This window comes from Oribacterium sp. oral taxon 078 str. F0262, assembly GCF_000160135.1.
In the GTDB taxonomy this organism is placed as follows: Bacteria; Bacillota; Clostridia; order Lachnospirales; family Lachnospiraceae; genus Oribacterium.
Genome location: NZ_GG729937.1, coordinates 1,121 through 13,720 on the forward strand (window position 1 = coordinate 1,121; position 12,600 = coordinate 13,720).

The 12,600-nt window shown below is 57.3% G+C and carries 9 protein-coding genes and 1 other RNA gene; 3 read left to right on the forward strand and 7 right to left on the reverse strand.

What is annotated here, in order from left to right; translation table 11 throughout:
- The first annotated feature begins 165 nt into the window (after window positions 1-165).
- Complete coding sequence (locus tag GCWU000341_RS10945; RefSeq protein WP_050762002.1) at window positions 166-669, forward strand: IS30 family transposase; 504 nt, start codon at window positions 166-168, stop codon at window positions 667-669.
- 353 nt (window positions 670-1,022) lie between these two features.
- On the opposite strand, the gene GCWU000341_RS10950 is transcribed toward GCWU000341_RS10945, so the two are convergent.
- Both GCWU000341_RS10950 and GCWU000341_RS12810 read right to left on the reverse strand, forming a co-directional pair.
- A complete protein-coding gene (locus GCWU000341_RS10950; RefSeq protein ID WP_009216085.1) occupies window positions 1,023-2,426 on the reverse strand; it encodes a DHHW family protein in 1,404 nt (467 codons plus the stop codon).
- Between the two features lie 57 nt (window positions 2,427-2,483).
- Window positions 2,484-4,271: an MBOAT family O-acyltransferase gene (locus GCWU000341_RS12810; protein WP_009216086.1), complete on the reverse strand. Its 1,788-nt coding sequence runs from the start codon at window positions 4,269-4,271 to the stop codon at window positions 2,484-2,486.
- Between the two features lie 59 nt (window positions 4,272-4,330).
- Between GCWU000341_RS12810 and ffs the strand changes: the two genes are divergently transcribed.
- An RNA gene (ffs, locus tag GCWU000341_RS13235) (signal recognition particle sRNA large type) lies at window positions 4,331-4,460 on the forward strand.
- Between the two features lie 192 nt (window positions 4,461-4,652).
- Here ffs and GCWU000341_RS10960 read toward each other — a convergent pair.
- The 4 genes from GCWU000341_RS10960 to GCWU000341_RS10975 form a co-directional block, all read right to left on the reverse strand.
- The gene (locus GCWU000341_RS10960; RefSeq protein ID WP_009216087.1) at window positions 4,653-5,705 is read right to left on the reverse strand and encodes a TatD family hydrolase; all 1,053 of its coding nucleotides are present in this window, start codon (window positions 5,703-5,705) and stop codon (window positions 4,653-4,655) included.
- A 36-nt stretch (window positions 5,706-5,741) separates the two neighbouring features.
- Window positions 5,742-6,458 carry a TraX family protein gene (locus GCWU000341_RS10965; protein WP_242651676.1) on the reverse strand — a complete coding sequence of 239 codons (717 nt, stop codon included), beginning with the start codon at window positions 6,456-6,458 and terminating at the stop codon, window positions 5,742-5,744.
- A gap of 72 nt (window positions 6,459-6,530) precedes the next feature.
- On the reverse strand, window positions 6,531-8,552 hold the full coding sequence (metG, locus tag GCWU000341_RS10970) for a methionine--tRNA ligase (RefSeq protein WP_009216089.1): 2,022 nt from the start codon (window positions 8,550-8,552) through the stop codon (window positions 6,531-6,533).
- A 13-nt stretch (window positions 8,553-8,565) separates the two neighbouring features.
- Window positions 8,566-9,105, reverse strand: a complete 540-nt coding sequence (locus GCWU000341_RS10975; protein WP_155978807.1) for a hypothetical protein — start codon at window positions 9,103-9,105, stop codon at window positions 8,566-8,568.
- A gap of 458 nt (window positions 9,106-9,563) precedes the next feature.
- On the opposite strand from GCWU000341_RS10975, the gene rsmI reads away from it, so the two are divergent.
- Window positions 9,564-10,439, forward strand: a complete 876-nt coding sequence (gene rsmI / locus GCWU000341_RS10985) for a 16S rRNA (cytidine(1402)-2'-O)-methyltransferase (RefSeq protein WP_040654338.1) — start codon at window positions 9,564-9,566, stop codon at window positions 10,437-10,439.
- Window positions 10,440-10,612: 173 nt separating this feature from the next.
- On the opposite strand, the gene GCWU000341_RS10990 is transcribed toward rsmI, so the two are convergent.
- Window positions 10,613-12,550: a hemoblobin-interacting domain-containing protein gene (locus GCWU000341_RS10990; protein WP_009216093.1), complete on the reverse strand. Its 1,938-nt coding sequence runs from the start codon at window positions 12,548-12,550 to the stop codon at window positions 10,613-10,615.
- Window positions 12,551-12,600: the final 50 nt, after the last annotated feature.

The following is a 12,600-nucleotide window of genomic DNA, read 5'->3' on the forward strand; positions in this document are numbered from 1 at the left end:
AAGGTGAGGATGCATCCCCGCCGCAAAAGGCCGGATACCGTAAAAGTCGATCCCAGGTGACGTGAAGGGCGCACTCTGAAAGATTTCAAGGTCTTTATGGCTGAGAATCCGGACACCCCTGTGGTCGAGCTCGATTCGGTAGAGGGCACAAAAGGAGGGACTGTCATGCTTACGATCACCTTCGTGACAGACGGCCTGCAGCTCGCTGTCCGACGGGAGCATAACGATTCTCAGTCGGTAACCGATCTCTTCCGCAGGCTGTATCTGGAACTTGGCCCGAACACGTTTCCCGATCTGTTCCCGGTACTTCTGGCGGACAACGGCAGCGAGTTTTCTGATCCGAAGAGCATTGAATTTGATGCCAATGGGAACCGCCGCACATGGCTGTTTTACTGCAATGCCTCTGCGCCTTATCAGAAAGGGAGCTGTGAGGTCCGTCATGAAATGATTCGCAGAATCATCCCCAAAGGCGTTGACATCACCCCTTATTCACAGGAGCAGATCAACACCATGATGAGCCACATTAATTCTTACCGAAGGAAGACACTCGGTAATAAAAGTCCATACGAAATGTTTGCATTCCAGTATGGAGAGGACATACTCAAAAAATTCGGGCTCAGGAAAATTCCGCCCGACGAAATCATCTTGAGTCCGAAGCTTTTTAACTAACGCATATCGGCCGGAGCATCAGACCTTGAGGACCATCCCATGCACCTTTTTCAGGGGTGGAACTTAAAAGCTCCGAATTTTCGGTTTCAGTTCGACCTCCGGTTAGGATACGCGTTTTTCAGGAACGACCGTTCCTATGTCTCAGTTATAGCCGTTTTCGGACTCATTGTACAGTGTTGCGAGGCGAAAAAATTGAACTTTTGATTGCAATCCGGACGAAACTGGAAGTTACCCCTTCAAACTGGAACCTCGGATTTCAACCGACCGTTTTGGCGCAGGAAGCCTCCCCTCCGCGCCTCTTATTTATCTTATCCAATCTTATCTTGCCTATCTTATTTTAGTCCCCTGGCCGCTCAATGAAACATCCCCATCATCTCCTTCGCGCTGTTTGCGCCGAGCGACATGATATTATTCAGGAAGAGAACATCCTTCACCTGATGCTCCCGGAGGAAGGCGACGAAATCCTCCCGGTAGTAGCGGTAGTCGAAGACATAGACATGCTGGTAGTGATCCACGAGGAAGGGCGCGAAGGCATTCCCGTAGGAATCCTTCACAAGGGCGATCGCGGATCCGTCGTTTCGATTCGGATTGTCGATCTCCGTGAACGCATTGTCTCCCATCAAAAAGCAGCTGTAGCGATTCCCCGCGCTCATCGCATTCGCGTCGTTGATCACAAGCGCGTCCCCCTCCTGCCCCTTCGGGTCCCGGAAATGCATCTTGTTTGTCGCAAGCGGAAGATAGGCCCGCACGGTGTCCGGATTCACCTTGAGTGCCTCCGCGCGCTTTGTCGCAAAGTAAAAGCTCCCGTAGAAGCCGGGATATTCCCTCTTCTGATATTCTGAGAGCGCATGCGGCGTAAAGCCCTTTTCTTTACAGAATACGAGATAGGCGTAGTACGCTCCCCTCTGCGTCCAGTGATGATCCGTATGGAAATAGATATACTCCTCCTTGTGAGAGAGAAGCTCCTCATAGATGGATACGCGCTTTACCTTCTCTCCCATGAGGCTGTAGCTGTAGCTGATCGCCTGATCCATGCCCGAGCTCGCGAGCTTTTCCTGCACGGCGGGGCTCAGCTTAATGCCGAAGGAATTCGGCACGATCATGGAATAGAGGCTGATATCCTCCGGGAGCAGGCTCCGGACCGTATTCATGAGAGAGGCGTGAGACCTCATGTTCTCCTGGCTGAAATAATAGAGCTCATAGCCGCAGTTTCCCGTGACATAGACCGTGCCTGCCTGCTCCCCCTGCACGTGGACTCCCTTCGTATCCTGCTTTTTCAGGATGAGATTTCCCTCGGCATCCGTCTCCGGCGCGGTCTCCGCCTCCCTGCTCTCCTCTACGCTCTCTGTCTCCGGCGCGGAGAGCGCCAGCGTCGGCGCGGTCTCTCCCGCGGTCTCCGGGATGCTCTCCTTCTTTCTCTCCCCTTTGGAATAGATCGCCTCCCCCTGGAAGCCATAGTATTTCTCCAGCGAGGCCTCCCAGGAGAGGAGCTCCTCCCGGAAGGGAAAGGTATCGGAGTACCAGCTGGAGAAATCGCGGAACCAGCTTCCGTCGGAAAGAGTGCGAAGGCTCGGCGCGGGGAGCTCCGCGAGCTTCCGCTTCTCCGACTCGGAATACGAGGGGCGAAGCGGCAGGAGGAGGCCGAGGATCAGGAGGAAGAGCAGCGAAAGGGAGAGCGCAAGGCACATCCCGTATGCTCCGCGCGAGCTCTGCCTCTTCCTCCCGCGCTCCCGCGCATTTTCTCTCCTCTCGCTCATATTCCCCCTCGCTTTCCCCGGCTGCTTTCCCAAAACTGCCTTCTCAAAACTGCCTTCTCAAAATTGATTATATAAAAACGGCATATAGCTGCTCCCCACCATCGCCATCACAGAGAGTGCGAGGAAGAGCAGGGCGGCGGCTCCCCTCTCGAGATAATAGAAAAACGCGGCTCTTCGGAGAGCCCTTTTCCTGCGGCGCGCCCGAAGCTGAATCCGCCTGAGGGCAATCTCGTGCTCATTCTCCGCCTCTGCCTCCGACTCCCGGTCGAAAAGCTGGAGGCTGTCGTCCCCGAAGCTCTCGTTGTCCCTGATCCGCTCGCTCCTCCTCTCCTCCTTCCTCCGAAGGGAGAGGCTCTGCTGAAGGCCGTTCTGCATGGAAATCCCGATGTAATGAAAGAGCGGGGTAGAAGCGAGGAGACAGGCGAAGAAGAAGATAAGATTGTTCCAAAGGCTTAAGGCGGTGATCGGATCCCAAAGGGCGGATGCCCCGATGCCAAATTGAAGCTTCAGCGCGGCGATAAGCGCGTGAAAATCCGAAAAGCGAAAGAGGATCCAGCCGAAGTAGACGACGAGCAGAGTATAAAGATGAGAGAGGAGCCTCCTCCCCCGGATCTCTCTCCCGCGCTTTCCTCTCTCTCCGGCGCTCTGTCTCCTAAAGCCCGGAAAGCCTCTTCCTTCCTTCCCTCCGGAGCTCTCCGCCGCCTTCTCCTCCGGCTTCTCTTCTCTGTCTCTATCTTTCTCCTCTTCTTTTCTCTCCCCTTCTTCCCCTGTTCCGACTCTCTCTTCCTCCAGCTCCTCTCTCTCCCTCCTTCTCCTCAGATTCTCTATCATGATAAAGAAAAAGTAGTAGAGCCCCCAGAGGACGAAATTCCAGCTCGCGCCGTGCCAAAGGCCCGTGAGAGCCCAGACCAGAAGAAGATTCCGGCAAAGCTTTGGCAGGCTGACATGACTTCCGCCAAGCGGGATATAGACATAATCCCGGAAGAAGGAGGAGAGCGAAATATGCCACCTCCTCCAGAAATCCCGCACGGAGTGCGCGGCGTAAGGATAGTCGAAATTCTCCGGATAGTCAAAGCCGCATACTCTCCCGAGGCCGAGCGCCATATCGGAGTAGGCGGAAAAATCCAGGTAGATCTGGAGCATATAAAAGATCCCGCCGAGCCAGGAGGCGAGGACGGAGGGCGGATTCCCCTGGGAGGCCGCGTGCAGGAAGTCGAGCGGCAGAAACTGCCCCGCAAGCTTCCCCGCGTGGTCCGCGAGCAGCGTCTTCTTCGAAAGTCCGAGACAGAAACGGAACATGCCCTCACAGAAATCCTCCGGGCTCATCCTCCGCTCTCTGAGGGCGGCCTCCATCTCCCGGAAACGGACGATCGGCCCCTGAGAGATGATGTGGAAGTCTGCCGTATAGAGAAGCAGACTCTCGAAGCTCTGCGCGCGGAGCCTGCCGCTTTGGATATCCGAAAGATAGGAGATCAGCCGGAAGCTGTAAAAGGAGATGCCCAGGGGAAGAAGGGCTTCCGGAAGATGGAAGGGAAGGAGCGGAAGAAGCGGCCTTAGGAAAAATGCGCTGTACTTAAAAAACGCGAGGTTCAGAAGGAGGAGGGAGATCCCGATCACGAACCACCTCCTCTCCCCCCGGCGCTCCTCGATGAGATATCCGAAGCCGAAGCTCAGCGCCGTCATAAGGAGGAGGAGAAGGAGATAGTGGAGCCCCCCCGCGAGGTAGAAAAGGAGAGAAAAACACAAAAGCACCCGGTTTTTCCGCCGGACGCCGGGCAGCGCAGTATAAATCAGCAAAAAAAGCGGCAGAAAGCCCGCTGTAAAAAACAGACTGGAAAAGCTCATCTTTACCTCTTCTCCCTCTCCCCTTGTATTTTCTCTCTTCTTTCGGTATAATGATTCCACTTCGGGGCGGCGATGAAGTCCGGGCCCCACGCAATGAGAGACCTCGAACCGTGTCAGGATGGGAACATAGCAGCACTAAGGGGACACTTTCATGTGCCGTGGATTCTCCTGGGCGGAGCCGCCCCGAAGCTTTCGCTGAAATGCGTCAAATTCTCAATTCTCAGCACTGCTATAAATCTCGCGCGCCGCTGTGACGATCCATCGCCCCGGCGCTTCTTCTCCTTATAATATCGGTCCCCCGCTCCGATAAGTGCGGCGGTCGAAGCGGAAAGCCCCGTTCCCGGCGGGCAGGGAAAGGACGAAGAGACGAAGGAGAACGGCTTAGATCCGATAGACCGCTCTCGCGTTCTCCGCCGTGATCCGTATCACTTCCTCCTCCCGGATTCCTTTGATTTCCGACAGCGCTCTCACGACATAGCGAAGATGAGCCGGATTGTTCCGCTCTCCCCTGTGAGGCAGGGGAGAAAGGTAAGGACTGTCCGTCTCCAAAACCATCATGGAAAGGGGAAGCTCTGCGACAAGTCTGCGGAGCTTTTTTGCGTTCGGAAATGTCAGAACCCCTCCGATCCCGAGGTACATGCCAAGCTCCGCAAACTGCCTCGCGACCTCGAGCGGATAGGAAAAGCAATGGACGATGCCGCTGTTTTTGTATCCTCCGCTGTCCCGAAGAAGCTCGTAGCTGTCCCGCGCGCTTTCCCTCGAGTGGATGACGATCGGAAGCCCCCGAAAGAGGGCAAGCTCAATCATCCGAAGATAGCAGCTCTTCTGGATTTCCGGCTCCGGCGCATAGGAGAAATCCACCGATTCCGAGAGCTCCTTTAAGGCGCGGTAGCTCTTCTTGGAAAGGGAGAGGGCGGAGAGCTCCTCTCCCCTTGGCACAAAGGAAAGGAGCTCCTCTTCGCCCGGCTCCTTCTCCCGGAGAAGCTGCTCTCTCTCCTCCCTTCTCAAAAGAAGCTCTCTTTGCAGCCTGAGAAATTCCCCCTTTGCCCGGACTGCCTCCTCCCTCTGAGAGGGGCTTCTTTTATCGAGGTGATAGTAGTCGAGCCCGACCTCTCCGATCGCAGCGACGCCCTTCCTGAGAGAGAGCTCCGAGAGCTCCCGCACGACTTCATCGGAGCAGTCCGCCGCATGATCCGGGTGAAGTCCGACGGCGGCATAGATCTCCGGCCCCGCCTCCACGCCGCTTCCTCCCTCCGGACCCTGCCGGAGGGATAACTGCTTTTCCGAAAACTCCGCCGCCCTCCGGGAGCTCTCAAGATCAAAGCCGATCTCCGTCACAGCGCAGACCCCCTCCCCGGGAAGGCGGGAGAGAAGAGCTTCCCGATCCCTGTCGAAGGCCGGGTCCAGAAGATGCGCATGGCTGTCAAAGATCATATCTCACCTTTCGCATTGCCGCGCGGCGGACTCATCCTAGGAGGTAATCATCGAGCCCGCATAGATCATCAGGTACATGACGATCAGATGCAGCGGATAGTAGATATAGAAGAGCCAGCGGGAGTGAAAGCGGCCCCGTTCTCCGTTATAGAGAAAAATCGGGAGAAAGGCCGCCGCCCCGAGGCAGAAGCTCTCATAGGAGTTCACAGCGGAGCAAAGCGCTCCGGAAAAGGTCTGGAGGGCCTTCTCCTTCCGAAAGTTATACATCAGGGCGATGGAAAGAATGGCGACCGCCCCGTAGTCAAAGCGCAGAAGCTCTGCCATAGCGCAGGATAGGACCACGCCCAGCCACTTATAGAGAGGCTTCTTCCGGAAGCGCTTCATGCCGTACAGCATGAGCAGTCCGCAGGCGAGCGTAAAGCCCGTATTCTGCCTCTCGAAATGATAGATCGCGTTAAAAAAGGCGAGGTCGTAGGGAAGCTCCGATAGAAGCGCCATCAAAAAGACCCTTCTGAAATATTTCCAGAAATCTCCGGTGTGGATGAAGCCCTCCACCAGGAGAAAGGCAAAGATCGGAAACGCGAGCCGTCCGAGCAGACGGAAGACCCGGTAGAGCGCAAGCCAGCGCTGTCCCGCCGGAGTCGCGATCGCCATCTGATAGTACTCCGGGGAATAGCCATAGAGCTTTCCATTCCGAATGATAATCACCGCGAAGTGGTCCAGCGTCATGGAGAGGAGAGCAATCGTCTTCAAAAGCCCTCCCGAGAAGCCGGCCCGCTTTCGGAGCATATCCAGGGCCTTCTGCGCGCTGTGAGCTCCCATAGCTCAGCAGATCCCGGCGCCGGAGGGCATATCCCGCATCGGCGTCATAAGAGCGAGCTCTCCGCCGTGCCCCTCTGCAGAGAGGATCATCCCCTGGGACTCATAGCCTGCGATCATTCTGGACTTCAGATTGCAAAGCACCATGACCTTTTTCCCGACGAGCTCCTCCGGGCGGTAGAAGGATTTGATGCCGGAGAGGATCTGCAGCTTCTCCTCTCCGACCAAGACCTCGAAGCGGAGGAGCTTCTTCGACTTCTTCACCTCCTCTGCGGAGAGGATCTCCCCCACGCGGAACTGAAGCTTCTCAAAGTCCTCATAGCCGATCTCGGCCTTCTTCTCTGCGAGAATGGGACTCTCCCCTTCGGAAGCGCTCTCCGGCGTCTCTCCCTCTCCCGCGCCGCTTTTCCCTTTCTCTCCTCCGAAGGCCCCGCTCTCCCTGGAGAGCTTCTCCACCTCGGAGAGAAGCTGCTTCAGATCCTTTCTCTCAAAGAGCGTCTTCGGATCCCCGGTGACGCGGGTCCCGGAGGGATAGAGACCGAAGCGGTCCATCTGCTCCAAGGGCCTGGCCTCTGTATTCAGCTGCCGGAGGATCTCCTCCGCGGTCCTTGGCATAAAGCTTTCCAGGACAGAGGCCCCGATCACGATCGCCTCCGTGAGATTGTAGAGTACGGTCTCGAGACGAGCGGATTTCCCCTCCTCCTTTGCGAGAAGCCAGGGCTCCGTCTCATCGATATATTTGTTCGAGCGGCGGAAGATGTCAAAGAGCAGGTCCAGGGCATCCGCAATGCGGAGCTCATCCATCTTCGCGACGATGGCCCGCACATTTTTCAGGACGGTCTCCTTCAGATCCTCATCGACCGGCTCCGCGGCCCCGCTGTCCCGCACGATGCCTCCGAAGTACTTATTGCTCATCGCGATGCTTCTTTTTACGAGATTTCCGAGGATATTGGCGAGCATGCCGTTGTAGCGCTCCGCCATGAGCTCCCAGGAAATGACGCCGTCGTTCTCGAAGGGCATCTCGTGGATCACGAAGAAGCGGACTGCGTCGACGCCGAAGAGCCGCACCAGCTCATCCGCATAGATCACATTACCGCGGGACTTTGACATCTTCACCCCCTCCTCCGACTTTCCGGCCGCGGTGAGGAGCCAGGGATGGCCGAAGACCTGCTTCGGAAGAGGGAGCTCCAGACTCATCAGAAAGATGGGCCAGTAGAGCGTGTGAAAGCGTATGATATCCTTCCCGATCAGATGGAGATCCGCGGGCCAGTATCTATGGAAGCGCTCCGAGGAATTCCCGTCCACATCGTAGCCGAGGCCGGTGATATAGTTCGTGAGCGCATCCAGCCAGACGTAGATGACGTTCTCCGGATCGAAATCCACGGGGATGCCCCACTTGAATACGGTCCGTGAGACACTCAGATCCTGCAGTCCCGGCTTCAGAAAGTTATTTACCATCTCGTTTTTCCGGGATACCGGCTGGATGAATTCCGGGTGCTCCTCGATATGCTTCATCAGGCGGTCCGCATACTTTGACATCCGGAAAAAATAGGAGGACTCACTGGCCCTCTCCACCGGCCGTCCGCAGTCCGGGCATTTCCCGTCCACAAGCTGCGAATCCGTCCAGAAGGACTCGCAGGGGGTACAGTACCAGCCCTCATAGACTCCCTTATAGATGTCCCCCTTCTCGTACATCTTCCGGAACATCTTCTGAACCTGCTTCTCATGGTAGGGGTCCGTGGTCCTCATGAACTTGTCATAGGAGGTGTTCATGAGATCCCAGATCGCCCGGATCTCCCCGACGACTCCGTCCACATACTGCCCGGGCTCCATCCCGGCCTCCCTCGCCTTCTGCTCGATCTTCTGCCCGTGCTCATCCGTCCCGGTCTGAAAGAAGACGTCATAGCCCTCGAAGCGCTTGAAACGCGCGATCGCGTCCGCGAGCACAATCTCATAGGTATTTCCGATGTGCGGCTTTCCGGAAGCATAGGCGATCGCGGTCGTGATATAATAAGCTTTCTTCTCCATCCTCCGCCTCTCCCTACTTAAGGACGAGCTCAACCTCGTTCAGCTGGTAGTTCTCCCGGAAGCTGTCCGAGACCGCCTGCTTTGCCGTCTCCTCGTCGAGCCCCTTTCCCGGGGCAAAGCCGGAGATCGTGACGGTGGCGTTCTTTACCTTGCTTCCGCCGCTGTCCTTCACGCCGGGCCCCGCCATCCTGGTCTCCGCGCTGTCCGTCTGCTCCATGCTGACAAACTTCGCGCCCTCCTTCAGCGTGCCGTTCTCGACGAGGAGCTTCACGATCGCCTCCTCCGTGAGCTTCTCCGCGGCCTCCATCTTCTCTATGATCTTCCCCTGCCCGTCCGGAGCGTAGATCACGATGGATTCGAGCACCGGAGCGGTGGGGTCCGGCTGCTTGGAGAGCGGAAGCCCGTTCTCCGGATTCGTCTCCTCCGGCGTGCTCGGCGCCGCGCTGGGCATAGCCGCGGCATCGGGGGCCTTTCTCTTTCCGCCCTCCTTCCCCCCGCAGGCTGAAAGCAGTGCCGCCGTCAAAAGCAATATCATCCAAAAGCATTTCTTCATCGTCTTCACCTCTGATTTTTCTTCTGCCCTTCCGAAAGAGGAGGGAAAGCTCCCCTTCCTGAACCGGGGCCGCCGGGAATCCTCTGCCGCAGTCATTTTGCCGATCCGGCGGCTCCCCCGCGCGCTTCCTCCGGAGCTCCGCCGCTCTCCCGGAGCGGGGAGCCATCCGAAAATCCCCTGCCTTAAGCGCTTTCCGCCCCGGGAATCAACGCCGGGATCAGCGCTTCCTTAGTATATCGAAAGCCCCCCTCTTTTTCAAGTCTTGGCCGCTCTGTCAATCCCCCTATATCCGGAAGCTTCCTTCTGTGCGCCCTCTCAAAAACGCTATGACAAAAAAACGGCGATGAAGTATACTGGAATCCGGGAAAATGCCGCTCCGGCAGCGCGGAATGGAGAGGCGGCAAAGCGGCGGGATTTTGGCAGCGGAATCGGGAAAAGGCTCAGGAGGGGAAAACAGCATGGAAAAGGGAAGGCTCTGTCTTTGCGCGACGCCGATCGGGAATCTGGAGGACATCAGCCTCCGGGTGCTCCGCTGTCTTCGGGAGGCGGATCTGATCGCGGCGGAGGATACCAGAAATTCCGCCCGCCTGCTCGCTCACTTCGGGATCCGGACGCCGATGACCTCCTATCATGAATTTAATAAATATGATAAGGCGAAGCTTCTATTGCAGGAGCTTCTGAAGGGGAAAAGCATCGCGCTCATCACCGACGCGGGCATGCCCTGCATCTCGGATCCGGGGGAGGAGCTGGTCCGGGAGGCCGCTATGGCCGGGATCTCCGTCACAAGCCTGCCCGGTCCCTCCGCCGTCCTCACAGCGCTCAGCCTCTCCGGACTTCCCTCCGGGCGCTTCTCCTTCGAGGGCTTTCTCCCCAGAGATAAAAAGGAAAGGCAGGAACGCCTCCGGGAGATCGCGGAGGAGCCCAGGACTCTGATCCTCTATGAGGCCCCCCACCGGCTCCGGAAGACCCTATCGGAGCTTTGCACCGCGCTCGGAGAAAAGCGCAGAATCTCCCTCTGCCGGGAGCTCACAAAGCTCCACGAGGAGATCCTCCGGACAGATCTCTCCGAGGCTCTTCTCCGATATGAGAGCGAGGACCCGCGGGGAGAATACGTCCTTGTGATCGAGGGAAAGCCGCGGCGGGAGCTTCTTCGGGAGGCGGCCTCCCGCTGGGAATCGCTCAGCCTGGAGGAGCATCTCTCGCTCTACCTAAAGGAGGGATTGAGCGAAAAGGAGGCGATGAAAAAGGCCGCGAGAGACCGCGGAATCGGAAAGCGGGAGATCTACCGCGCCCTGAAGGGAGACGGGCGGGAAAGCGAAAAGGGCAGCCCGTAAAGCGCGGATTTCCAAAGTACGCCCGCTGCCGGCCTTCTCCGGATATGCGGGGAAAATCGGAAGGATTCCCTGCATAAGATTGTTCATCCATGACAGCAGAAAGGAAAGAGCCGGACCTCCGATGGGAGGCCGGCTCTTTCCTTTCTGGCTTTTGGGACTTCTGTCCGCGGCTTTTATTTTGTCTGTACCGCGCCGTTCACCGTCCACTCGCCGTTCGCGTTGACCGTATAGCCGTCCGGCGTCGTGGTATTCTCATACATATGTCCGAAGTTCTTCCCGGCTGTCGGCTCCAGATAATAGCACTTTCCGTTGATCCACTGCCAGCCGCTCATGACATAGCCGTCGGCACCGAAATAGTACCAGTACTGTCCGCCGTTCCAGCTGTAGCGCTGCCATACGGAGGCCGGCCAGGAGCCGTTATTCAGCCTGACCCACCAGCCCTTGGCATCCTGCACCCACTCCTTGAAGCTTCCGGCCGTATTCGTCGTCACACTGCCCCCGCCGGATCTCCCGGATCTCCGTCCCGATCCTCCGCCGGAGCCGCCGGAACCACCGGAGCCGCTTCCGCTTCCGCCATTGTTCGCCTTCTCTGGCTTGGAAACCGAAGCCTTGACCGAGGGATAGCCGTCCGATGTGATTTCGATCTGGTAATTTCCGTCGTCCGGGAAGGCCACGGTCTTTGTGTTATGGCGTCCCGGCACCACCGCGTCCAGCTTGAGCTTTCCGTTCTCGTCGAAGAAGATCTTTCCCAAAGTCAGCTTCGGGTCCGAGAAGGAGAGCTCGGAGCCCGCAACGACCTTTCCGGCCGCATCCAGCTTGCTCACCTTGACCGCGGAGATATTTCCGATGTAGGCGGCCGTCGTGATGCCGTAGGGAAGCTGCAGGGTATTTCCGGAGAACCTCACACTACCGTCCGGATGTCCCGAACTCAGCCTGAACTCCACCTTGATATCCTCATACTTCTCGTCTGTGAATACCAGAGTATAGAGTCCGATTCCGGTATTGGCGTTCGTCTTTACCTTAAGAAGCTTCGAAGCACTGTCATAGCTGTAATCCGCATCCTTTGCGAGCTCCTTTTGCTTGAAGCTTACGCTCTTCAGCTGATAGGAGGAGTCCGACGGGACGGAAAAGCTGAGGGAAACATCGGAGCTCTCCTTCCCATAGACATTATCCTTCGCCGTGATCTTCGAGCTGTCGTCGAGAAGAGTCTTCACCTTCAGCTTCGTGTCGATCACAACATCCTTCTTCCCTTTCAGGAGATAGGTGATCCTTCGGATCGTCTTCCCCTGCATATCCTGGAAGCGCTGATAGCCCGGCGTATTTCCGTGCGGCTCGGTGTAGGAGCGGACGGAGAACGCCATCTCATCGGAGCGAAGGAAGATATTGTCCATCGGCTTCATGCCGTACTTTGCTCCGTCCTCGGTCTCCAGGATCGCTCCCATGATGTCCGCGGACTTCGGGGCATTCTCCAGATTGAGCTCCAGCGTATAGTTCCCAAAGCGCTTCCCCGTCACGATCTCCGCCGCCTTGGCTTCGACCGTCTCCGTATCCGTCTTCATCTTCGTAAGGGAGCCGTCTCCGTTCAGCGTCTTGTATTCGTCCGGCACCGGAATCGTCGAGGATGTCGCGATCTCCGGAAGGCTTCCGACGATGTTGAGAAGCTCGTTGCTGCACTGCGCGTTCCCCGCCTGCGCGGCCTTCGCGCTGTTATAGAGGCTCTCCGGAATCCGCACCGTGACCTTGCGGATCCCCGTCGCAACCGTCTTTCCGGAGGAGGTATCGGATTTCACCTGCTCCCATTTCGCCGCCTTTCCGACTGTGGCGCTCGACACCGCATCGTAGTAGCCCTCCGCCCGAAGTGCCGCTGCCGGGTCCTGCGCATTCAGCTCCATCGTCGGATTTTCCTGAGGATCCTTTAATTCGCCGTAGAAAAAGTCCGCATAATCCACATCCAGCTGCGCATATACATCGTTTCCGCTTTTAAAGGGCTTAAAATCCGCATCGGAAGAGGGGGACGCCCCGGCGTATGCCGAGAGCGGCGCCGCAAAGACAAAAAGTGCCGCGAGCAGCGCGAGCACGGATGCCGACCGGAAAACCTGCCTTTCGCTCATTCTTACCTCCTGTTTGGGAAATGCATCGTCCCTGTACCGCAGGGACGGAT

Bases quoted from the DNA above. Each gene is read 5' to 3' on its own strand.
- GCWU000341_RS10945 (WP_050762002.1), top strand. From the start codon at position 166: ATGCTTACGATCACCTTCGTGACAGACGGCCTGCAGCTCGCTGTCCGA.
- GCWU000341_RS10950 (WP_009216085.1), bottom strand. From the start codon at position 2,426: ATGAGCGAGAGGAGAGAAAATGCGCGGGAGCGCGGGAGGAAGAGGCAG.
- GCWU000341_RS12810 (WP_009216086.1), bottom strand. From the start codon at position 4,271: ATGAGCTTTTCCAGTCTGTTTTTTACAGCGGGCTTTCTGCCGCTTTTT.
- GCWU000341_RS10960 (WP_009216087.1), bottom strand. From the start codon at position 5,705: ATGATCTTTGACAGCCATGCGCATCTTCTGGACCCGGCCTTCGACAGG.
- metG (WP_009216089.1), bottom strand. From the start codon at position 8,552: ATGGAGAAGAAAGCTTATTATATCACGACCGCGATCGCCTATGCTTCC.
- GCWU000341_RS10975 (WP_155978807.1), bottom strand. From the start codon at position 9,105: ATGAAGAAATGCTTTTGGATGATATTGCTTTTGACGGCGGCACTGCTT.
- rsmI (WP_040654338.1), top strand. From the start codon at position 9,564: ATGGAAAAGGGAAGGCTCTGTCTTTGCGCGACGCCGATCGGGAATCTG.
- GCWU000341_RS10990 (WP_009216093.1), bottom strand. From the start codon at position 12,550: ATGAGCGAAAGGCAGGTTTTCCGGTCGGCATCCGTGCTCGCGCTGCTC.